At 69.8% G+C, this 20,711-nt stretch carries 20 protein-coding genes and 2 pseudogenes; 8 read left to right on the top strand and 14 right to left on the bottom strand.

Annotated features, from left to right (window positions below):
• Window positions 1–262: 262 nt before the first annotated feature.
• Window positions 263–1,435, bottom strand: a complete 1,173-nt coding sequence (locus ABZ454_RS19825; RefSeq protein ID WP_359539538.1) for a histidine kinase — start codon at window positions 1,433–1,435, stop codon at window positions 263–265.
• Between the two features lie 107 nt (window positions 1,436–1,542).
• Here ABZ454_RS19825 and ABZ454_RS19820 point away from each other — a divergent pair, with 107 nt between their 5' ends.
• From ABZ454_RS19820 to ABZ454_RS19805, 4 genes and pseudogenes are all read left to right on the top strand, one after another.
• Window positions 1,543–2,475, top strand: coding sequence for an ATP-binding cassette domain-containing protein (locus ABZ454_RS19820; RefSeq protein WP_359539536.1), 933 nt, complete (start codon window positions 1,543–1,545; stop codon window positions 2,473–2,475).
• An 8-nt stretch (window positions 2,476–2,483) separates the two neighbouring features.
• On the top strand, window positions 2,484–3,230 hold the full coding sequence (locus tag ABZ454_RS19815; RefSeq protein ID WP_359539699.1) for an ABC transporter permease: 747 nt from the start codon (window positions 2,484–2,486) through the stop codon (window positions 3,228–3,230).
• A gap of 53 nt (window positions 3,231–3,283) precedes the next feature.
• Window positions 3,284–3,784: pseudogene (locus ABZ454_RS19810) on the top strand (IS5 family transposase); the annotation flags it as partial.
• Between the two features lie 122 nt (window positions 3,785–3,906).
• The gene (locus ABZ454_RS19805; protein ID WP_359539533.1) at window positions 3,907–4,431 is read left to right on the top strand and encodes a GNAT family N-acetyltransferase; all 525 of its coding nucleotides are present in this window, start codon (window positions 3,907–3,909) and stop codon (window positions 4,429–4,431) included.
• Between the two features lie 25 nt (window positions 4,432–4,456).
• On the opposite strand, the gene ABZ454_RS19800 is transcribed toward ABZ454_RS19805, so the two are convergent.
• A complete protein-coding gene (locus tag ABZ454_RS19800) occupies window positions 4,457–5,659 on the bottom strand; it encodes an IS110 family transposase (protein WP_359539530.1) in 1,203 nt (400 codons plus the stop codon).
• Window positions 5,660–5,902: 243 nt separating this feature from the next.
• On the opposite strand from ABZ454_RS19800, the pseudogene ABZ454_RS19795 reads away from it, so the two are divergent.
• Window positions 5,903–6,289: pseudogene (locus ABZ454_RS19795) on the top strand (transposase); the annotation flags it as partial.
• A gap of 106 nt (window positions 6,290–6,395) precedes the next feature.
• Here ABZ454_RS19795 and ABZ454_RS19790 read toward each other — a convergent pair.
• Window positions 6,396–6,845 (bottom strand): hypothetical protein, encoded by a 450-nt coding sequence (locus tag ABZ454_RS19790; RefSeq protein WP_359539527.1) that lies wholly within the window; start codon window positions 6,843–6,845, stop codon window positions 6,396–6,398.
• Between the two features lie 569 nt (window positions 6,846–7,414).
• Between ABZ454_RS19790 and ABZ454_RS19785 the strand changes: the two genes are divergently transcribed.
• Window positions 7,415–7,852, top strand: coding sequence for a hypothetical protein (locus ABZ454_RS19785; RefSeq protein ID WP_359539524.1), 438 nt, complete (start codon window positions 7,415–7,417; stop codon window positions 7,850–7,852).
• A 242-nt stretch (window positions 7,853–8,094) separates the two neighbouring features.
• Here ABZ454_RS19785 and mug read toward each other — a convergent pair whose 3' ends face one another.
• From mug to ABZ454_RS19750, 7 genes are all read right to left on the bottom strand, one after another.
• Window positions 8,095–8,658: a G/U mismatch-specific DNA glycosylase gene (gene mug, locus ABZ454_RS19780; RefSeq protein WP_359539523.1), complete on the bottom strand. Its 564-nt coding sequence runs from the start codon at window positions 8,656–8,658 to the stop codon at window positions 8,095–8,097.
• 19 nt (window positions 8,659–8,677) lie between these two features.
• Window positions 8,678–10,120 (bottom strand): adenylosuccinate lyase, encoded by a 1,443-nt coding sequence (purB, locus tag ABZ454_RS19775; RefSeq protein WP_359539522.1) that lies wholly within the window; start codon window positions 10,118–10,120, stop codon window positions 8,678–8,680.
• A gap of 165 nt (window positions 10,121–10,285) precedes the next feature.
• Complete coding sequence (locus tag ABZ454_RS19770; protein ID WP_359539519.1) at window positions 10,286–11,128, bottom strand: SGNH/GDSL hydrolase family protein; 843 nt, start codon at window positions 11,126–11,128, stop codon at window positions 10,286–10,288.
• 102 nt (window positions 11,129–11,230) lie between these two features.
• Window positions 11,231–12,250: a hemolysin family protein gene (locus ABZ454_RS19765; protein WP_359539517.1), complete on the bottom strand. Its 1,020-nt coding sequence runs from the start codon at window positions 12,248–12,250 to the stop codon at window positions 11,231–11,233.
• Window positions 12,247–13,584: a hemolysin family protein gene (locus ABZ454_RS19760; protein WP_356317675.1), complete on the bottom strand. Its 1,338-nt coding sequence runs from the start codon at window positions 13,582–13,584 to the stop codon at window positions 12,247–12,249. Before ABZ454_RS19760 ends, ABZ454_RS19765 begins: the two co-directional genes overlap by 4 nt.
• 217 nt (window positions 13,585–13,801) lie before the next feature.
• Window positions 13,802–14,221 carry a GNAT family N-acetyltransferase gene (locus ABZ454_RS19755; RefSeq protein WP_356317677.1) on the bottom strand — a complete coding sequence of 140 codons (420 nt, stop codon included), beginning with the start codon at window positions 14,219–14,221 and terminating at the stop codon, window positions 13,802–13,804.
• Window positions 14,222–14,290: 69 nt separating this feature from the next.
• The gene (locus ABZ454_RS19750; RefSeq protein ID WP_359539514.1) at window positions 14,291–15,571 is read right to left on the bottom strand and encodes a cytochrome P450; all 1,281 of its coding nucleotides are present in this window, start codon (window positions 15,569–15,571) and stop codon (window positions 14,291–14,293) included.
• Window positions 15,572–15,931: 360 nt separating this feature from the next.
• On the opposite strand from ABZ454_RS19750, the gene ABZ454_RS19745 reads away from it, so the two are divergent.
• Both ABZ454_RS19745 and ABZ454_RS19740 read left to right on the top strand, forming a co-directional pair.
• On the top strand, window positions 15,932–16,159 hold the full coding sequence (locus tag ABZ454_RS19745; protein WP_030921856.1) for a hypothetical protein: 228 nt from the start codon (window positions 15,932–15,934) through the stop codon (window positions 16,157–16,159).
• The gene (locus tag ABZ454_RS19740) at window positions 16,156–16,527 is read left to right on the top strand and encodes a fic family toxin-antitoxin system, toxin component (protein WP_145767569.1); all 372 of its coding nucleotides are present in this window, start codon (window positions 16,156–16,158) and stop codon (window positions 16,525–16,527) included. Before ABZ454_RS19745 ends, ABZ454_RS19740 begins: the two co-directional genes overlap by 4 nt.
• A 162-nt stretch (window positions 16,528–16,689) precedes the next feature.
• On the opposite strand, the gene ABZ454_RS19735 is transcribed toward ABZ454_RS19740, so the two are convergent.
• The 4 genes from ABZ454_RS19735 to bioB form a co-directional block, all read right to left on the bottom strand.
• A complete protein-coding gene (locus ABZ454_RS19735; RefSeq protein WP_359539512.1) occupies window positions 16,690–17,388 on the bottom strand; it encodes a methyltransferase domain-containing protein in 699 nt (232 codons plus the stop codon).
• A gap of 127 nt (window positions 17,389–17,515) precedes the next feature.
• Complete coding sequence (gene bioD, locus ABZ454_RS19730) at window positions 17,516–18,205, bottom strand: dethiobiotin synthase (RefSeq protein WP_359539510.1); 690 nt, start codon at window positions 18,203–18,205, stop codon at window positions 17,516–17,518.
• A 1-nt stretch (window position 18,206) separates the two neighbouring features.
• Complete coding sequence (locus tag ABZ454_RS19725; RefSeq protein WP_359539509.1) at window positions 18,207–19,511, bottom strand: adenosylmethionine--8-amino-7-oxononanoate transaminase; 1,305 nt, start codon at window positions 19,509–19,511, stop codon at window positions 18,207–18,209.
• On the bottom strand, window positions 19,504–20,679 hold the full coding sequence (bioB, locus tag ABZ454_RS19720; protein WP_356317688.1) for a biotin synthase BioB: 1,176 nt from the start codon (window positions 20,677–20,679) through the stop codon (window positions 19,504–19,506). Before bioB ends, ABZ454_RS19725 begins: the two co-directional genes overlap by 8 nt.
• Window positions 20,680–20,711 lie beyond the last annotated feature (32 nt).

The raw sequence follows: 20,711 nt of genomic DNA, 5'->3' as shown, positions 1-20,711 counted from the left end.
AGCGGTGCACCGAGCAGGGCATGGAGTCCACCGGTCAGCCCGTGCGCTGCCACGGCCCGCCCATGCGCAGTACCGGTCGGCCTCCGCACTGCACCGGGCGCCGTATGCGCGGTACCGGTCGGCCTCTGCACTGCACGGGGCGGCGTATGTGCAGTACCGGTCGGCCTCTGCACTGCACGGAGCGGCGTATGCGCAGCACCGGACGGAGTATGTGGTGCGTCGGTGAGCGTGGGCGCCTCGCCGTCAAGGTACTGGTGGGCACTCAGCGTATGTGGTGCAGCGGAAGGCTCGCGTGCACCAGCCATTCCCCCTGGTGCGGCCCCGCCTTGGCGCTGCCGCCCAGCAGCGCGGCTCTTTCCTTGATGCCCCTCAGCCCACTTCCACCCCCAGCGGTATCGCTCGAACCCGTGAGCGGGTTTGTCACCTGCAAGTCGAGCCGGCCGTCTGCGACGGTGATGCGGACCCGGACCGCGACCGATCCGGAATGGCGTAGGACGTTCGTGAGGGCCTCCTGGAGGATGCGGTAGCCCTCGCGGGACACCGACGGCGGTACCTGTTCCAGCGGACCGCACACATCGGCATCCACCTCGGCCCCCGAACCGCGTGCGGAGTCCAGCAGGCGGTCCGCCTCGCTCAGCGACGGCCGTTGTCCCGACGGCGTGCCCGCTTCGCGCAGCACGCGCAGCACCCGTTCCAGATCGTCCAACGCGACACGCCCCGTCTCCTCGATCGCTGCCAGTGCCCGCTCGGTGAAGTCAGGATCGTGCGCCGCCCGGGCGGCACCCGCCTGCACGACGGCGACCGTCAGGGCGTGCCCGATCGAATCGTGGAGTTCGCGCGCGATCCGGTTGCGTTCGAGCAGTTGCTCAGTGCGCTCCTCCAAGGCGGTCATCCGCTGTTTCGGTGTCGGGCCGAGCAGCCACCGGGCAGCTGCGGTGATCAGCTCCCCGCAGCCCACGATTATCGCGAGCAGCATCACCAGGGGAACCGGGGCGAGAAGCGCGGCCCACCCATGCGTCCCCAGTCCGGCAGCGAACCATTCGGTGCTCGGTTCCGAACCGGCGGCGGAGCGGATGAGGTCGACCGTCGTGGCCGACAGCCACACCGTCGCCATCCCGGCCAGCCCGGCACACACCAGCCGCACTTCCAGCCACAGCGAGGTCCGCCACCGCTCGGACCAGGACGTGGAGGGGGCGACCGAGATGGTTGCCTCGGGGGTGCCCCGCTCCTCGGGCGTGAGCAGCAACTGCGCCTGTATTCCTTCCGCTAGACGCATGCCAGGGATCAGCCCCACCAAGGCCGCGAGGACGACGGGAACCCAGGGCGTGTCCATCGAGATGAACAGCCAGACACTGACGACGGCGCCCGGCAGGAGCAGATGCAGCCACCGTGTATAGGTGACCGGCGCGGTCAACGGGCGGAGGAAGCTGAACATGTGGCCATCGTGCCAGCGGGCGAGGCGCGACGGCTCCCCCGAGCGAGGGAGACGATCCACTCCGGCGGGGGAGGACCGTTGCCCGGCGCGGCGGCCAGTCTGAGGACATGACCACTATCGACGTCAACGAACTCACCAAGGATTACGGTGCGACCCGGGCCGTGGACCATCTCACGTTCAGCGTGCGGCCCGGCCGGGTCACCGGCTTTCTCGGACCGAACGGGGCGGGCAAGTCCACCACCATGCGACTGGTCCTCGGCCTGGACCGTCCCACCGGCGGCACCGCCACGATCGGCGGGCAGGACTACGCGGCTCTGCGTGATCCGCTCCGCCGGGTCGGGGTGCTGCTCGACGCGCAGGCCGCCCACGGCTCGAGGACGGCGCGCAATCACCTGCTCGCGCTGGCCACGAGCAACGGTATGAGCGGGGCCAGAGTCGAGGAAGTACTGGAGGAGGCCGGCCTCGGCCACGTCGGGGGCAGGAGGATCAAGACGTTCTCCCTCGGCATGCGCCAGCGCCTCGGCATAGCGGCGGCACTGCTCGGCGACCCGGAGGTGGTGATGCTCGACGAGCCGTCGAACGGACTGGACCCGGAAGGCATCATCTGGATCCGGGAGTTGATGAAACGGCTGGCACGGGAGGGGCGCACCGTACTGGTCTCCAGTCATCTGATGAACGAGACGTCGTCGTTCGCGGACCACCTGATCGTCCTCGGCCGAGGACGCCTGCTCGTCGATCTCCCGATGCAGGAGTTCATCGACTCCCGCAGTCGGCCCCGGGTGCGTGTGCGGGTGCACACGACGGAAGCAGGCCGGCTCGGTGAGGTTCTGACACGCAAGGGATACCCGGCGCAGCAGGATGAGGACGGCTGCTGGACCGTCGAAGGGGCGAGAGCGGACGAGGTCGGGACGCTTGTCGCCACGGAAGGTTTTCCGGTTCTCCAGCTCGTGGATGAACAGGCCACGTTGGAACAGGCCTACCTGGATCTCACCGCCCGGGCAGCGGAGTTCGCCTCCGCCGCTTCCGCCCCCACCCCCTGACAGGAGGCCTGACCATGTCGACCACCACCGCAGTCCTGCGCTCCGAGTGGATCAAGATCAGATCGGTGCGCTCCGTCATCGGATCCCTGACGGCCGTATTCCTCGCCACCATGGCGGTCACGGTGCTCAGCTTCGCCACCGTCGGCCAGGCTGAGGCGGACAACGCGGACGCGGATCTCGTCTTCGGCGCCTTCTACGCGCTGAACTTCGGGCAGATCGCGGCCATCAGTTTCGGCGCCACAGCGATTTCGTCGGAGTACGTCAACGGTGCGCTGCGCATGTCGCTCGCTGCGGTTCCGCGCCGCACCCTCTTCTACGCGGTCAAGATGTCCCTCATCGGGGGAACAGCCCTTGCCGTGGGTCTGGTCACCAGCTTCAGTTCGTTTCTGGTCGGGCAGTTGTTCATGGGGGAGTATGCCATCGGGCTGGGGGAGCCCGGCGCGCTGAGGGCCGCCGTCGGCAGCGGCATATATCTCGCTCTGATGACTCTCCTCGCTGCCGGGCTGACCGTGTTGTTCCGCAGCGCGGTAGCTGTGCTCAGCCTGCTCATCCCCTTCATCCTGATCGTCTCGTTCGTCGTCGGTGACGTTGCGGGGAGTGCGGCCGACTATCTGCCCGACCGGGCCGGCCAGTTGGTGCTGCATCAGCATCCGGAGGGCAGCCTCGGGCCCTGGGCAGGGCTGGCCGTCACCGCGGCATGGGCCGGGGCAGCGCTGCTGGCCGGATGGTGGGCGCTGCGACGCCGGGACGCCTAGGTCGTGTCCGATGGGTCGCGTGACGCTCCTGCTGGGGACTCGTTGCGTGGGACATGGGGCGGGGAAATTTGTCGGATGAGGAGTGGGCTCGGCTGGAGCCGCACTTGCCAACGAATCGTGGCCGGGGCGGACGCTGGCAGTGCCACCGTCGGGTGATCAACGGGATTCTGTTCCGGCAGCGGACCGGTCTCCCCTGGCGGGACCTGCCTCCCTGCTTCGGTAGTTGGAAGACGGTCCACGACCGTCATCGCCGGTGGTCGGCGGACGGCACGTGGGAGAGAATCCTGCGTGCCGTCCAGACCGATGCCGATGCCGAGGGCCGGATCGACTGGAGCATGGTCAGCATCGATTCCACGACCTGCCGCGCTCATCAGCATGCGGCTGGCGCCTCCACCCGTGCCCCGAAAGTCCCGGGTCGGCGCAGGAGCCCGGCGCGTCACCGTCCCGATGAGGCCCTGGGACGCTCGCGAGGCGGGCTCACGAGCAAGATTCACCTTGCTGGGGAAGGTGGGTGTCGCCCGCTCGGGTTTGTCAGCACGCCCGGCCAGTGGGGGGGCCTATCTCTTTCGTCAAGCGTCGGTCGCCGTGGGCGGCCCAAAAACGTGTTCCGTGGACCACAGCATGGGAGTGTGTGACGCCAGGAAAACCAGTTGATCCGCTGGCTTACGGTTTCTGCATGACGACTGCACTCCGCCTCGAAACGGTTACTGCCGCCAACTTCGATGTCGCGATCGGCCTGAAGGTTCGCCCTGACCAAGAGCACCTGGTGGCACCAGTGGTGAAGTCCCTCGCCGAGGCATACGTGTACCCAGGCGTAGCTTGGCCTCGCCTCATCTTCGACGGTGACCGGCCCGTCGGCTTCCTCATGGCCTTCCTCGACATCGACTTCGCGGGCGACGGCAAAGGTGCCGACATCCGCTCGGGACTGTGGCGGCTCAACATCTCTGCTGGCGAACAAGGACGCGGATACGGCCGCTTCGCGGTCGAGTCCGTGGCCGCCGAAATCCGCCGCCGTGGCGGCACTCGACTGACCACCACCTGGCACCCGGGCGAGGACGGCCCCGAGGGTTTCTACCTGGGGCTCGGGTTCCGGCTGACCGGGGAGATGAGCGGGGATCAGACGGTCGGGGAGCTGGAGTTGGGCAAGGTGGATCCACCGAGCGGCGCAGAGCAACCGGGTGTAGAAGGTTCCTCCTTGTAGAGGTCGGTTGGTCTCCCGTCCCAGGTCAGGCAGCTGCTGCGGGTCGTGATTCGTAGAAGGTGCCGTCGCGGAGCATGGCGAACAGCACGTCGACGCGTCGGCGGGCGAGGCAGAGAAGAGCTTGGGTGTGGGTTTTGCCCTGGGCGCGTTTGCGGTCGTAGTAGGTGCGGGACGCCGGGTCGGCCAGTGAGGTGAACGCGGCGAGGAAGAAGGCGCGTTTGAGTTGCTTGTTTCCGCGCCGGGAGGGTTGCTCGCCGCGGATGGAGGAGCCGGAGATGCGGGAGGCCGGGGCAAGGCCGGCGTAGGCGGCGAGGTGGCCGGAGGTGGCGAAGGTGCTGGCGTCGCCGACGTCGATGAGGATGCGCGTGCCGGTCCTGACGCCTATCCCCGGCATCGACGTCAGGAGCTTGGAAAGAGGGTGGGCCTCCAGCAGGGCGGCGATCTGCCGTTCCAGGGCGGCGCGTTGAGATAGGTGCGCGCGTAGTTGGGTGGCGAGGCTGGGCACGATGGTGGTGGCCGCGCCGGTGCCCGCGACGATCACGGTCTGCTCGTCGAGGGCGGTGAAGATGTCCTCGACCAGTCGCTCTGCCATGCGGGGTGCCTCGGGCCGGATCAGGGTGACTAGGCGGCGGCGTCCGGCTTTGCGGATCAGTGCCGGGGAGCCGTAGCGCTCCAGGATGGTGAGTACGGCGGGGCGCTGGATGCGTGGGCCAAGGATGCGTTCCAGCGAGGGGTGGATCTGGGTGAGCAGGCCGCGCAGCCGGTTGGCGGTGCGGGTGACTTCACCGGCGAGGTCGTCGTCGAACCCGGCGAGCATGTCCAGTTCGGCGATGGTTTCGTCGGTGGTGGCCAGGGCCCGCAGGGTGTGAGGCATGGTGCGGGCGGCGTCGGCGATGATGAACGCGTCGCGGGCGTCGGTCTTGGCCTCGCCGGGGTAGAGGTCGGCGATGCGGCGCATGGTGAGGCCGGGAAGGTAGGCGACCAGGCAGCCGGCGTCGCGGGCGACGGCCAGCGGCAGGGCGCCGATGTTGGCGGGCTGGTCGACGATCACCAGTACAGTGCCGTACTTCGCGCTCAGTTTGTCGAACAGGGCCCGTAGTTTGGGTTCGCTGTTTGGCAGCCGCTTGTCGAAGACGGTCTTGCCGGTCGGGGTCAGGCCCCGCCCGTGGTGTTCGCCCTTGCCGACGTCCAGGCCGAGGAAGACGGCCACCTCGCTGATCTCGATCACCAACAGCCTCCGCTGACGCGCTTGTGTCCCCGGCCTACCTGCGGCACCAGATGCCGGCATCCACGTTACGAAGGCCTGCCGTACCCGTCGCCGGGCCGGCGGTCGTGCCCCTAATCAGCGGTCTACCGGTGCCTCCGGTGCCCGGTGACACCACCCCCCGGATCTTGCGTGCGACAGGGGGAAACAGTCATGCCGGGCCCGGAGGCCGGGAGCCCCATTTCGGGGCCACGAAAAAGGTAACGGGGGGACGCACCGCAGATGATTCCCGTCCTGGAGGAGATCCGTGTGCCCTGGCAGGCTGGTGGACGACCCCGCACTCGCCCCGACCATGTCGGGGGAGACAAGGCGTACTCATCACGCCGTAATCGGCGTCACCTGCGCAGACGCCAGATCAAACACGCGATCCCCGAGCCGAGAGACCAGCGGGCAAACCGCCAGCGCCGCGGCAGTCAAGGAGGCCGACCCGCGGGCTTCGACAAGACGATCTACCGCCGCCGCAACGAAGTCGAACGGACCATCAACCGGCTCAAAAACTTCCGAGCCGTCGCCACACGCTTCGATAAACGGGCGTACGTCTTCTACGGGACGGTCGCCGTGGCCGCGATCCGCCTATGGCTCCGTCCGCAGTGAACCACCCCTTTCAAAGCCTGTCGGCACTCGGGTAGTGGTGGCACAGTGCGCTGAGTAGTCACGCGTCGACAGCCCTGACGGCCCACGGTGAGCTGTCGAACTCGGTCTACCAGGGTGAGCGGGTGTCGCGGCGTGCTTTTGGGGTCTGCTCGGGCAGAGCCGTGTTCTGGTCGATGCGCAGCAGCATGCCCGGGTCGGGTTCGAAGTCCTCATTGGGCGGTGCCGGCTGATGGAAACGCTCCGTGCGCGGAATGGTGACTTCCACCAGTCGGCCCTCCTGGAACATCCATAGCCCGAAGCAGTCGTCGTCCTGGTCGCGAAGCAGAACTTGGACCGTATGCGGATGCGGCCACGGCAGCGACTCCAGGTGCCTGAGCAGGCCCTTGCGGGCACGCATCTTCTCGAACTCAAGGGCCCACCCGAACTCGTAGCCCCAGTGCCCCGTGATCGGGACGAAGCGACCTCGCCACGTGCGTTCCGGGTCGTCCCGGGTCAGCGGTTCCATCACCTCGCCCGACCAGCGAGCGAGCACGATGACCTCGGCGTCTCTACTCATGCCGGAGTATCACCGCATCCGCCTGGTCCGCCGCAACCAAATTTGTCAACCGGCCGCCGCAGGCTAGGGCAGGCGGATACGACCCATCGGACAGCGCCTAGGCGGGCGGGCAACCGATCGACGGTTACGGCGAGCTTCTCCCACGTGGAGGTCCTTTCATCTTCGACCAGTGCCCGGAAAGCGACGACTACCGAGAATCCGCCCTTACCGTGGCCGCCCCGACCTTCCACCCGTGGGCGCTTCGCCGGCCGCGGTCCACCCGCAGACCGAGCCGCCTCGGGGTAGCTGCTGCTGCGCCATCGCGTCCGTCAACAGCCGCGCCCGACGGTGGTGGGCCTCGACGCCGTTCTCCGGCACCGAGTCAGCGATCGGACCCCGACTATGGCGGAGTTCCGTGTGGCGAGCATCGAACAGCCGGAGTGGGTTGACCGCCTGATGCCCGAATACTTCCAAACGTGAACGGCGATCAGGCGATTACCAAAAGCCGGTGGAGAGCGCGGGGGCGGCTAGGACCGCCTCGAAGCCAGGGAGAGGCGGCCGTTGTCAGTGCTGGACGGTTTACTGACGGCATGACCACGGCACATCACCTCCGCCTCATCGACGGGATGCGCACCCGAGAGTTCCCTACGGAGCGCCTCCGATCGGGCTCGGGAGTCAGCGGGCCCGGCTACCACACGGCGTCCTTGCACGCCGAGGACGACTACGGGGACGACGACGAGGCGGGGCGACTGGAGCACCGGGCGCAGTGTCTCGCAGAGCACGAGGCTCTGGTCACCGTCCTCGGCGCCCGCTGGGGTGAGCCTCAGCTGGTCAGCCTGTGGAGTGCCCAGGAACGATTGATGTCAGGTGAGGTGATACCCGACCCATGGGCGGAAACCGTAGCGGGGTGCGAGTACCTCCGGCTCTGGCACATAGAGACCCGGTGGGTCGCCCTGGCGCTGTACCTGGAGGAGGAGGGCCCCGGATGCGAGCTCAGCGTGGTGGTGACCGAGATCGATCCACCCTGAACTCCGTTGTGGGGCGAGGACCGGGAATGCGACTGGGGGCGGATGGCGTGCGGCGCGTCGGACCATCGTGGGGGCACGGCACGGCACGGCACGGCCACGGGCTGAAGTCCCCCTCGCCAGACCGGGGCCCCGGGCACGGACTTCGAACCGGGACACGCACACGCACACGCACACACAAGCCCAGCCACAGTCGCGGAACAGGTTGTCCGACAGCACCGCCCGTCCGACAGCGCTGCGCCCCGTCAGGCCTCGATGGCGGGCATCGCGGTGGCCGAGTCGACGGCTGACCGGAGACGCCCGTACTCCTCGGCCATGGAGCGCACGCTCCAGTGGGCGTTCAGGCCACTGGGGTTGGGCAGCGCCCAGACGCGGGCCCCGCCGATCATCCGGTCCTGGGGGCCGACGCGGGCCTGTCGCTCGCCGAATGCCGTCCGGTAAGCCGTGATCCCGACGACGGCCAGCCATCGCGGCCGCAGATCCTCGACCTTCGAGGTGAGGAGCCGGCCACCGGCGCGGAACTCCTCGGCGGACAGTTCGTCGGCCCGGGCCGTGGCTCTGGCGACCACATTGGTGATGCCCAGTCCGTAGTGGAGCAGTTCTGACTGCTCGCTGGGCTTCAGCTGCCGCGGAGTGAAACCCGACAGATGGAGCACCGGCCAGAAACGATTACCAGGGAAGGCGAAGTGATGACCTGTGGCAGCCGTCGTCAAGCTCGGGTTGATCCCGCAGAACAGTACGCGCAGGCCGCCCGCGACCACATCGGGAACAATGCGGTCACGGGCGGCCAGGAGCTCTTCGGGCGTCATCGGCCGGTGGCCCTGCGCATCAGAGGATCGAGCCCGGTGTGTAACCGGCGGCCTCCGGGTGCTGCTTGGTGATCTCCTCGATCCGGTTGACCAGTGTGGTGACCTGGTCGCCCGCCGCACCGGTGAACGAGAGCTTGTCGGCCATGAGGTCGTCCAGCTGCGCGCGGTCGAGCGGAATGCGCTCGTCCGCCGCGAGCTTGTCCAGCAGCTCGTTGCGCTCCGTGCCCTGCTCACGCATGGCGAGCGCGGAGGCGACCGCGTTCTCCTTGATGGCCTCGTGGGCGACCTCACGGCCGACGCCGGCGCGGACCGCGCCCATCAGTACCTTGGTCGTGGCGAGGAACGGCAGGTAGCGGTCCAGCTCGCGGGCGACGACGGCGGGGAACGCGCCGAATTCGTCGAGCACGGTCAGGAAGGTCTCCAGCAGACCGTCGAACGCGAAGAACGCGTCCGGCAGCGCCACCCGGCGGACCACGGAGCAGGACACATCGCCCTCGTTCCACTGGTCGCCCGCCAGCTCACCCGTCATCGACGCGTATCCCCGAAGGATGACCATCAGGCCGTTGACACGCTCGCAGGAGCGGGTGTTCATCTTGTGCGGCATGGCGGACGAACCGACCTGACCCGGCTTGAAGCCCTCGGTCACCAGCTCGTGCCCGGCCATCAGCCGAATGGTCTTCGCGACCGAGGAGGGCGCCGCGGCCAGCTGCACCAGGGCGGTGACCACGTCGTAGTCGAGCGAGCGCGGGTAGACCTGGCCGACCGACGTGAAGGCCTGCGCGAAACCGAGGTGGCCGGCGATGCGCTGCTCCAGCTCGGCGAGCTTCCCGGCGTCTCCGCCCAGCAGGTCGAGCATGTCCTGGGCCGTACCGACGGGTCCCTTGATTCCGCGGAGCGGGTAGCGGCCCAGCAGGTCCTCGAGCCGTCCGTAGGCCACCAGCAGCTCGTCCGCCGCGGTGGCGAAGCGCTTGCCGAGCGTCGTGGCCTGCGCGGCGACGTTGTGGGACCGGCCGGCGATGACCAGTTCGCGGTATTCACCGGCGAGCCTGCCGAGCCGGGCCAGGACCGCCACCGTGCGGTCGCGCATCAGTTCCAGCGACAGCCGGATCTGGAGCTGCTCGACGTTCTCGGTCAGGTCGCGGGAGGTCATTCCCTTGTGGACCTGCTCGTGGCCGGCGAGGGCGTTGAACTCCTCGATGCGGGCCTTGACGTCGTGCCGGGTCACCTTCTCGCGCTCGGCGATCGAGGCCAGGTCGACCTGGTCGAGGACGCGCTCGTAGTCGGCGAGGGCCGCGTCCGGTACCTCGATCCCGAGGTCCTTCTGGGCGCGCAGCACCGCCAGCCACAGCTGACGTTCCAGCTTCACCTTCTGCTCGGGGGACCAGAGGACAGCCAGCTCCGTAGAGGCGTAGCGGCCGGCCAGGACATTGGGGATGCGAGGCTTCGCAGACACAGCAGTCACGTGTCCAGATTCTACTGGCGGTTTATGCAGGTCGACGCCGCCCCTGGTTTGTACGTTGCTACGAGCGGGAGCGGGCGCCTGAGTCCGGCCGGGCGCGCGAGTGCGCGTGTACAGATGCGGGCGGAAGGGGCCGGGCCGGTCCTGCGCGCGCTTTCGGTCGGTCGGCTACTCGCTCGCGTCCACCCGTCGCCACGTGGCGATCGGCCCCGGGGCCTCGGCGTCCACGGGGGTCACCCAGAAGGCCCGCCCCAGTTCGGCGCTGAACTGCGCTCCGGTACGGCCGTCACCCGAGGAGCGCCCGGTCAGGCGCCGCCCTATCCAGGGGAACAGGTGCTGGCGGGCGAAGCGCACGTCGTCGACGCGACGGGTCGACCAACGCGGCGGGGTCGCGGCAGGCAACAGCGTCTGCCAGGGGTCCTCAGGCGGCAGGCCCAGCGTCTGCCACACGGCCTCGGCCACCCTGCGGTGACCCTCGGCGGTCAGGTGCAGCCGGTCGACGTCCCACATCCTGGGGTCGCCCAGGACCGGCGCCCCGTACAGGTCGGCGACCTCCGCACCGTGCCGGGCGGCCAGGTCGTCGACCAGGGTGAACAGCTCTTCCATCCGCGGCCGGAAGCGTTCCATGACCGGCCCGTTGCGGCCGGGGCTGCGCATCAGGACCAGCTTCTTGCACGAGGGCGCGAGACGCTCCACGGCCTCTTCCAGCCGACCGCGGACCATGCCCATGTCGCACTTGGGACGCAGGGTGTCGTTGAGGCCGCCCACCAGCGTCACCACGTCCGCCTGCATGGCCGCCGCCACATCCACCTGCTCGTCCACGATCTGGCCGATGAGCTTTCCGCGCACGGCGAGATTGGCGTACCGGAAGCCGGGGGTACGGGCAGCCAGGCGGGTGGCGAGAACGTCCGCCCAGCCCCGGTACGAGCCGTCGGGCAGCAGGTCGGACATGCCCTCGGTGAACGAGTCGCCTACCGCGACGAAACTGGTGTATTCGGCATTGATTTCCATGGCCCCGCGATCGTATCGCGGAGCGGCGGGGCCCTTTCCGGACGGCGGCCACAGACCGCCCCCTCCCGGCCTGCGGTCAGCGGGGGCCGGGAGGGGGCTCGATCAACGCGCCTGCGGCCGGCCCACCAGCTCGCGGAGTACGTCCTCCATCGTCACCATGCCGGCCAGCCGGTCGTCCTCGTCCAGGACGGCCGCCAGGTGCGTACGGCTGCGCCGGAGCGCGGTCAGGACGTCGTCGAGCGGAGTCGCCGCCCGGACCCGGGCGATCGGCCGCATGGCGGTCACCGGGAAAGGCATGTCGCGGGGTGCGACGTCAAGGGCGTCCTTCACGTGGAGGTAACCCAGGATGCGCTGCTCGCTGTCCATCACCGGGAACCGCGAGAACCCGGTCTCGGACGAGAGCCGCTCCAGCTCCTCGGGTGTCGTCCCGACCCTCGTGTACATCACCCGGTCCACCGGCAGCACCACATCGCGTACCGGCCTGCGTCCCAGCTCCAGCGCATGGTGCAGCCGCTCGGCCGCCCGGTCGTCGACCAGCCCGGCGTCGCCGGCGTCCTTGACGAGCCGGGCGAGTTCGTCGTCCGAGAAGGTGGCGGACACCTCGTCCTTCGTCTCCACCCTCAACAGCTTCAGGAGCGTGTTGGCGAAGGCGTTGATTGCGAAGATCACCGGACGCAGCGCCCGGGCCAGCGTCACCAGCGGCGGCCCGAGCAGCAGCGCGGTCCTCACGGGCTCGGCCAGCGCGATGTTCTTCGGGACCATTTCGCCCAGCAGCATGTGGAGGTAGGTCGCCACCGTCAGCGCGATCACGAACGAGATCGGATGAACCAGTCCGTGCGGCACCCCCACGGCGTCGAAGACGGGCTCCAGCAGGTGCGCGATGGCGGGCTCGGCGACGATACCGAGGACCAGGGTGCACAACGTGATGCCCAGCTGCGCAGCGGCGAGCAGCGCCGAGACGTGTTCGAGCCCCCAGATGACGCTGCGCGCCCGCCGGTTCCCGTCCTCGGCCTGCGGTTCGATCTGACTGCGGCGTACGGAGATGAGGGCGAACTCCGCACCGACGAAGAAGGCGTTCACGACCAGGGTCAGCAGACCGATGAAGAGCTGTACGGCGGTCATCGCGCGTCCTCCGACGGCTCGTCGGAACCAGGCAGCGGCGCGTGCAGCAGCGCTCGTGCGGCGCGCCGCCCGGCGGCGTCCACCACGTCGAGGCGCCAGCCGGCCAGCTCGATCGAGTCACCCACGGCGGGGATGCGGCCCACCTCCGTGGCGATCAGCCCGGCGAGGGTCTCGTACGGTCCGTCCGGCACTCTCAGTCCGATCGTCTCCAGCTGGTCGGTGCGGGCCGCGCCATCGGCCGACCACAGTGTGCGTCCGTCGGCGTCCTCGCCGGCCGGTGCGAGGTCAGGCGTCTCGTGTGGGTCGTGCTCGTCCCGGACCTCGCCGACGACCTCCTCGACGATGTCCTCCAGTGTCACGACGCCCGCCGTGCCGCCGTACTCGTCGATGACGACCGCCATCGCGAGTTTGCCGGAGAGGCGGTCCAGCAGCCGGTCCACGGTCAGGGTCTCCGGCACGAGCAGTGGCTCGCGCAGCATTTCCGAGACCCGCGTGCGGGGCCGCCGCTCGGCGGGTATGGCCAGCACGTCCTTGATGTGCGCGACGCCGACGACGGTGTCGAGGCTGCCCCGGTACACGGGGAACCGGGACAGCCCGGTCGCCCGTGTCGCGTTGGCGACGTCCTCGGCGGTCGCCTGCACTTCCAGGGCGGTGACCTGCACCCGGGGTGTCATCACGTTCTCCGCGGTCAGCTCCGCCAGATTGAGGGTGCGCACGAAGAGCTCCGCCGTGTCGGCCTCCAGGGCGCCCGCCTTCGCGGAGTGCCGGGCCAGTGCCACCAGCTCCTGCGGGCTGCGGGCGGACGCCAGCTCCTCGGCCGGTTCGAGCCCGAAGCGGCGCACGATGTGGTTGGCCGTGTTGTTGAGGTGGCTGATGAAGGGCCGGAAGAGCGCGGTGAACGCCCGTTGCGGCGTGGCCACCCTCTTCGCCAGGGCGAGCGGCGAGGAGATGGCCCAGTTCTTCGGGACGAGCTCGCCGACCACCATGAGGAACACCGTGGACAGGGCGGTGCCGATGACCAGTGCGACGGACGACGACACGCTGGGCGACAGCCCGACGGCCTCGACCGGCCCGCGGATCAGTTTCGCGATGGACGATTCGGAGAGCATGCCGACGACCAGGTTGGTGACGGTGATGCCCAGCTGGGCCCCGGAGAGCTGGAAGGTCAGGCTGCGTACCGCCTTCATGGCGCTCGCCGCGCCACGCTCGCCGCGCTCCACAGCCCGTTCGAGCTGTCCGCGTTCGACCGTGGTCAGGGAGAACTCCGCCGCGACGAACGCACCACAGGCAAGGGAGAGCAGCACCGCCACGAGCAGCAGAAACACTTCGGTCATCGGGTCACCTCCGTCCCATGATCGGGCAGGGACGGAAGGATCGCGCGCTCTCGGCGATATCGGCTACTGGGAGGCTCGCCCATGGGCGGACGCTCACACCTTTCATAGAAAACGGCGGGGAAGCACCCATAGTAAAGGATCGGCAAAGTGGGACCCGGTGGTCGGTTGGGCTACCGGACGGATGCCCCGGATCCGGCGGGCCAGGCCCCGCCCCCCGCTAGAGGGGCTTCACCCAACGCCGCCAGTGGTCCTCCCGGTGGTAGCCGGCCGCCGCCCACGCGTGCTGCGCGCGTGCGTTGGCCTCCAGGACCATGGCGTCGGCCCGGCGGCCGCCGAGCTCGGCGAAACGCGCCTCCGCCGCTTCCAGCAACGCGGTGGCGATGCCCTGCCGGCGGAACCCGGGATGCACGGCCAGCCGGTAGGCGTGGCACCGCCATCCGTCGAAACCGGCGATGACGGTGCCCACGAGCAGGCCGTCCCGCTCGGCCAGGAGCAGGGCCTCCGGGTCCCGGCGGACGAGCCGGGACACTCCGTCCCGGTCGTCACTGATGCTCGTTCCCTCGGCGGCCTCGCGCCAGAACCGCAGTACGGCGTCGATGTCGGCGAGGGCGGCGCAGCGGATGTCTATATCGCTCATGGGGCGAGCCAAGCAGAGCCCGTCCCCGCAGGCGATCGAATTCCGTGGCCGCTGTGGGGCCGGGCGGCCTCAGCTCAGGTGTACCGGAAGTGTCTCGATGCCGTAGACGATGGAGAGCTTCCGGAAGCTGAGATCCTGCGGCGGGACGGCGAGCCGCATCCCGGGGAAACGCCTGGCCAGTGCCGGATACGCCACGCGCAGTTCCATGCGGGCCAGTTCGGCGCCGATGCAGCGGTGGATGCCGTGGCCGAACGCCAGATGACCCGCCGGGGTGGCGCGGTGCGGGTCGAAGCCCCCGTCGTCCTTGACGTACGACGGATCGCGGTTGGCTCCGCTCAGGGAGCAGAGCACCATGTCGCCGCGCGGAATGAACACCCCGGCTATCTCGATGTCCTCACGGGCGAACCTGGGGAAGGCGATCTGGACGGCGGAGAGGTAGCGCAGCACCTCCTCGACGAACGGCGCGGTCATCGTGTCGTCCTTGCGCAGCCGCTCAAAAACGTCCTCGTTCTGCAGCAGGACGAGCGAGCCGAGCGCGATCGTGCTGGCCGTCGTCTCGAAGCCGCCGGTGAGCACTCCGTCGGCGAGGCCCGCGAGTTCCTCGTCGTCGACGCTGTCCCCGTGCTCCCGCACGATCATGCCGAGCAGCCCGTCACCGGGATTCCGGCGCTGCGCCTTCACGACCTCCCTGAAGTAGTCCAGCGACGCGGACATGGCGCCGAACGGCGCGGTCGTCCCGCCGAAGAGGTCGAAGCGGTCCATGGCCAGTTGCTGGAAGTCGTGCCGGTCGCCGTACGGCACACCCAGCAGTTCGCAGATGGTGAGGGAGGGAACGGGCAGCGCGAACTCGTGCACGAGGTCGACCGGGCCGCGGGCGGACCCCATCGCGTCCAGGCGTTCCTCGACGATGGCTTCGATCCTGGGTGCCAGGCGCCGCAGGCGCCGCATGGTGAACTCCGGGGTCAGGATGCGGCGCAGTCGCGTGTGCACCGGCGGATCGCTGAACCCGAGTCCGCCCGGGCTCTGGTCGGCGGCGATACCGGCGTTGCCGGCGAGGTGGGCGAAATCCGTGCTGAACCCTCCGGCGGAGCCGAGTACGGCTTTCGACTCCTCGTATCCGGTGACCACCCAGGCGTCCATGCCGAACGGCAGCGACACCTTGGTCACCGGCGCGCTGGTCCGGGTCGTGCCCAGCCGGCGCACGGGATCGAGACCGTCGCGGCGCAGGAGCATGAGCAGGTCCTCGGGCAGCAGCCTGATGGTGGAGGAGCCGATTCCGTGCCGTTGGATCCTGGCCAGGTAGGTGCGCCCGAGCCGGGCGGTGATACGGGAACGGAACGTCGTACTCAATGTGGACTCCATGAGTCGTCGCGAGATCTGGTCGGTTGTGGCAGGCATTCGCCGCCAGGACGTGGCCGACTGCGCTGACTTCTGCTGCCTGACCAGGAATTATGACCACTTGTTCGGGGCAAGGAGTGGCCGGGTGCGGTATCGGTCGCTCATGCCGGGGCGGTTCGGGCGGTTGCACCGGCACGGCCGGGGCGGCCTGTTGCGGTGATATGCCAGGTGGCGACGGTGTGTCGGACCCGCGGGCCCTGCGGCGGGCGGCTCCGGAGGCCGCCCGGGGTTTGGCCGATGTCCATACCTCTTGCCGGTGTCGGCGATCCCGTCCTCTTGCCGGTGCTAGCGATCCCGCGCTAGCGTGAGTCAGTGCCCAAGACGCAGCTGAACGTTCGAGTGGACGAGGCCACCGCCGAGGCCGCGCGGCAGCGCGCGCTCCAGAGGGGGATGAGTGTGAACCGCTACATAGAGGAACTCGTCAAACAGGATGCGGGCGAGGTCGGACACACCTTCGTCGAGGCCGCAGCCGACTTCATGAAGCAGTACGAATCGGTGTTCGCCGAGGAGTTCGGCCCGGAGCGCAAAGGTACCCGTTGAACCTCCGGATCCACCTTTCCTGGCTGCTCATGGTCGCCGAGCACAAGACACCCGGCGATCCCCAGGTCACCGACTGGGGTGCGCTGGTCGCCGCCGTCGCACGGCACGAGGCGGAGATCTTCGGCAGCCCGGTCTACAGCGACCCGCACTCCAGGGCGGCCGCGCTCCTGCAATTGCTGCTGCACGTGCCCGCGCTGGAGCGTTCCAACGCGATGTTCGCCTCGGCCGTCGCCTACGGCTACCTCGTGGCGTCGGGGCTCAAGGTCATCACCTCGCCGGAGCAGGTGCGCGATCTCGCCCTCCTGGTCAAGGAGGGCAAGGCGGACGTCCGGGCCATCGCCGACGAACTGCGCCAGTGGAGTCTGTGACCGCCGGTGGAGTCTGTGACCGCCGGTGGGGCCTTGTGACCGCCGGTGGCGCCTTGTGACCGCCGGTGGAGATTGTGACCCGGACGGCGGGGCCAAGCCGGTGCCATCGGTCCCTGCCAACGGTGCTCGACGGGCACGGACCCGCCGCGCCCCCGCATGCCGTCAGCGGAGCCTCTTCCACCCCTGGTCCACCACGGCCGACCGTCGTGCCACGCCCAGCACGCACGAGGACGTGGGGAGCCTGATACCCCGCTCCGGCATCTTCACCTTCCGGTAGGTCTCCACCACGAACCCGGCCGCTTCGATGGCGGCGAGTGCGTCACGCGACGTGTGACAGCCGCCGGCCACCAGGGGCCAGACGGTGCGGTCCAGCGCGCGCTGGGTGGCGGCCATGGCCCGCCCCTCGGCTCGCACATGCTCGAAGAAGCGCAGCTCACCGCCGGGACGCAGGACCCGCCGGATCTCCGCGAGGGACTGCGGCACATTGCGTACGGTGCACAGCACGAGCGAGGCGACGGCTCCGTCGAAGGCCTCGCTCTTCACCGGCAGGGCCTCAGCCGTGCCCGGCACCACGTCCACCGGGATTCCGGCGCGCAGCGCGGACCGCACCGCCAACTGCCGCAGGGTGCGCTCGGGCTCGATCGCGACCACCTCGGACACCGCCGGCGGGTAGTGGGCGAAGTTCAGACCGTTCCCGGCCCCGATGTCGATGACCCGCCCCGAGAGCCCCGACAGCAGCTCGGCCCGCACCCCGGCCATACCGGCGGCGGACTCCGCGGCCACGCTGATCCGGGCATAGCAGCGGGCGAAGACCGGATGGTGCACCGCGTCCTTCTGGATCTTCGTGCTCCGCAACCGCATGACGGACCTCCTCGCGGGCCGGTCCGCGAGGGCCGGGGAGGGGGTCCGGCAGGCCCGCGCGGCCGGAAAGGTTCGGCTACCTCGATTCTGCCCCCTCCGGCCCGGCCCGTCCTGCGCCGCGCACCCTTCAGACCGGTGTCCGGCTCCCGCCCAGCCGCGCGGCCAGCCAACTGCCCGCTCGGGCACGGAAGTCCGCGGGGTCGAGAGCTCCCGCGCCCGCCGGGATCACGCCCAGCAGCGGGGCGCCCGCCGCCACCGGAAGGTCCACCAGATTGCAGCGCTCCGCGAGGTCCGGCTCGGCGGGCATGCTGCCGACCACCACTCCGAGGCAGCCGAGGCCGCGGGCGCGGAGCGCCTCCGCGGTCAGTGCCGTGGAGTTGAGTGTGCCGAGTCCGGCAGGAGCCACCACCAGGACCGGCGCTGCCAGCAGCCGTGCGGCGTCCGCCAGGGTCGCGCCCTCGTCGTCGAACCGTACGAGCAGCCCGCCCGCGCCCTCGACGAGCACCAGGTCGTGCTCGGCCGCCAGCTTCTCCGCGGCCTCGGCGACCTCGTACGGACGGACCGGTGCCATCCCGGCCCGCCGCGCGGCGGTGGCGGGCGCCAACGGCTCGGGGTAGCGGGCCAGTTCGACCGCGGTCACATGGCGGCCGGCCAGTCGCGCCACCTCGGCGGCGTCACCCGGCTCGCCCGGCTCCAGGCCCGTCTGGGCCGGCTTGAGCACCGCCACCCGGCGGCCCGCGGAGGCCGCCGCGACGGCCGCGGTCACGATCGTCTTGCCGATCTCGGTGCCCGTCCCCGTCACTACCAGAACACTCATCTCAGCCCTCCCGCGCCGCAGCGCACACGGCGCGGCAGATCCGCGCCACATCGTCGTCACCGGTGACGTACGGGGGCATCGTGTAGACGAGGTCGCGGAAGGGCCGCAGCCACACGCCCTCGCGCACGGCCGCCCGCGTCGCGGACTCCATGTCCACCTCGTGATCGAGCTGGACGACGCCGATCGCACCCAGGACCCGCACGTCCCGGACCCCGGGCAGCTCGCCGGCCGGGGCGAGGCCGTCCCGCAGACCGGCGCCGATCCGCTTGACCTCCCGCTCCCAGTCCTGGCCGAGCAGCAGGTCGATCGAGGCGCAGGCCACCGCGGAGGCGAGCGGATTACCCATGAACGTCGGGCCGTGGGCGAGCACCGGCACCTCGCCGCGCGAGATGCCCTCGGCCACGGCGGTCGTGCACAGCGTCGCCGCCATCGTCAGATAGCCGCCGGTCAGGGCCTTGCCCACGCACATCACATCGGGCGAGACCCCGGCGTGCTCGGCCGCGAACAGCTTGCCCGTCCGTCCGAAGCCGGTGGCGATCTCGTCGAACACCAGCAGCACGCCGTGCGCGTCGCACGCCTCGCGCAGCACGCCCAGGTACGCGGGGGAGTGGAAGCGCATCCCGCCGGCCCCCTGCACCACGGGCTCCACGATCACCGCGGCCAGTTCGTCGGCATGGCGCGCTATCAGGTCCCGCAGATGCGTCGCGTAGGCGGGGTCCGGCTCCGCGTCGAAGCCGTCCGGGGGCGCGTCGGCGAAGACCTGGCGGGGCAGCGCCCCCGACCAGAGCTCGTGCATGCCGCCCTCGGGATCGCACACCGACATCGGCTGCCAGGTGTCCCCGTGGTACCCGCCGCGCCAGGTCAGCAGGCGCTGCTTGGCCGGCCGTCCGGCCGAACGCCAGTACTGGAGGCACATCTTCACGGCGACCTCGACCGACACCGATCCCGAGTCGGCGAGGAAGACGTGCCGCAGCGGCTCCGGGGTGATCTCGACCAGCCGGGCGGCCAGCCGCACGGCGGGCTCGTGCGTGAGCCCGCCGAACATCACATGACTCATCCGGTCCAGCTGACCGCGTGCCGCCTCGTTCAGCACCGGGTGGTTATACCCGTGCACGGCCGACCACCACGACGACATCCCGTCGACCAACTCGTGCCGGCCGTGCGCGGGTTCGGCGAGACGCAGCCGCACACCGGACGCGGACGCCACGACCAGCGGCTCCTGCCGGCCCGGCATGGGACCGTACGGATGCCAGACGTGGGCCCGGTCCAGGGCCCGCAGACCGGCGGGGGAGAGCGGCTCAGGCATTGGGCGCGAGATCCGTCCCCGCGCCGCGACGGCGGACCGCCACCAGATCCGTGCGTGCCGTCCGGGCTTCGGCTGCCTCCCCGGGAACGGTCTCCGCCTCCGGGCCGTCGCCGCAGGGCGCGCACCCGCCGGTGTGCGAACCGCAGCCACCGCCGCCCGCGTCCGCCCGGTGGCCGGGAAGCGTCGTCGTGCCCGCGCCCTCCACCTCGAAACCGGCGTCCGCGATCATGTCGAGGTCCGCCTGTCCCGCCTGGCCCTCACTGGTCAGGTAGTCACCCAGGAAGATCGAGTTGACCAGGTGCAGGGCCAGCGGCTGCATCGTCCTCAGATGCACCTCCCGCCCGCCCGCGAGGCGTACCTCCACGTCCGGACAGACGAAGCGCACCATCGCCAGGATGCGGAGACAGCGCTGCGGCGTCAGGTTCCACTCCTTGGCGAGCGGAGTCCCCTCGAAGGGGATCAGGAAGTTGACGGGCACCGAGTCCGGGTCGAGCTCGCGCAGGGCGAAGACCACGTCGACCAGGTCCGCGTCGCTCTCTCCCATGCCCGCGATCAGCCCGGAGCAGGCGGAGAGCCCGGCGGCCTGCGCCTGGTGGACCGTCTCCACCCGGTCGGCGTAGGTGTGGGTGGTGGTGATGTCTCCGTACGTCCCCTCGGACGTGTTGAGGTTGTGGTTGTAGGCGTCGGCGCCCGCCGACCGCAGCCGGTCGGCCTGGCCGTCGGAGAGCAGACCGAGGCAGGCGCACACCTCGACGCCCTCGTTCTGCTCCTTGATCGCCTCGATGGTCTGCGACACCCGGTCGACGTCCCGGTCGGTCGGCCCCCGGCCGCTGGCCACGAGACAGACGCGCTTGGCCCCTCCCGCCACCCCCGCGGCAGCCGCCTTCGACGCCTCGTCGGGCTTCAGCCAGGTGTACTTGAGGATCTCGGCCTTGGATCCCAGGCGCTGGGAGCAGTACGAGCAGTCCTCGGGGCAGAGACCGGACTTCAGATTGACCAGATAGTTCAGCTTCACCCGCCGTCCGAACCACTGACGGCGCACCTTTCCGGCCGCGGCCACCACGTCGAGCAGTGCGTCGTCCGGGGTCGCCAGTACGGCGAGCGCTTCTTCACGGGTCGGCAGCTCGCGCCGCAGCCCCTTGTCCACCAGCGTGTTCAGGAGGTCCATGGCGACGATCCTGGCGTACGGCACCGCCCCGA

This window comes from Streptomyces sp. NPDC005803, from assembly GCF_040630435.1.
Lineage (GTDB): Bacteria > Actinomycetota > Actinomycetes > Streptomycetales > Streptomycetaceae > Streptomyces.
This window is presented reverse-complemented; position numbering and strand designations above follow the sequence as displayed.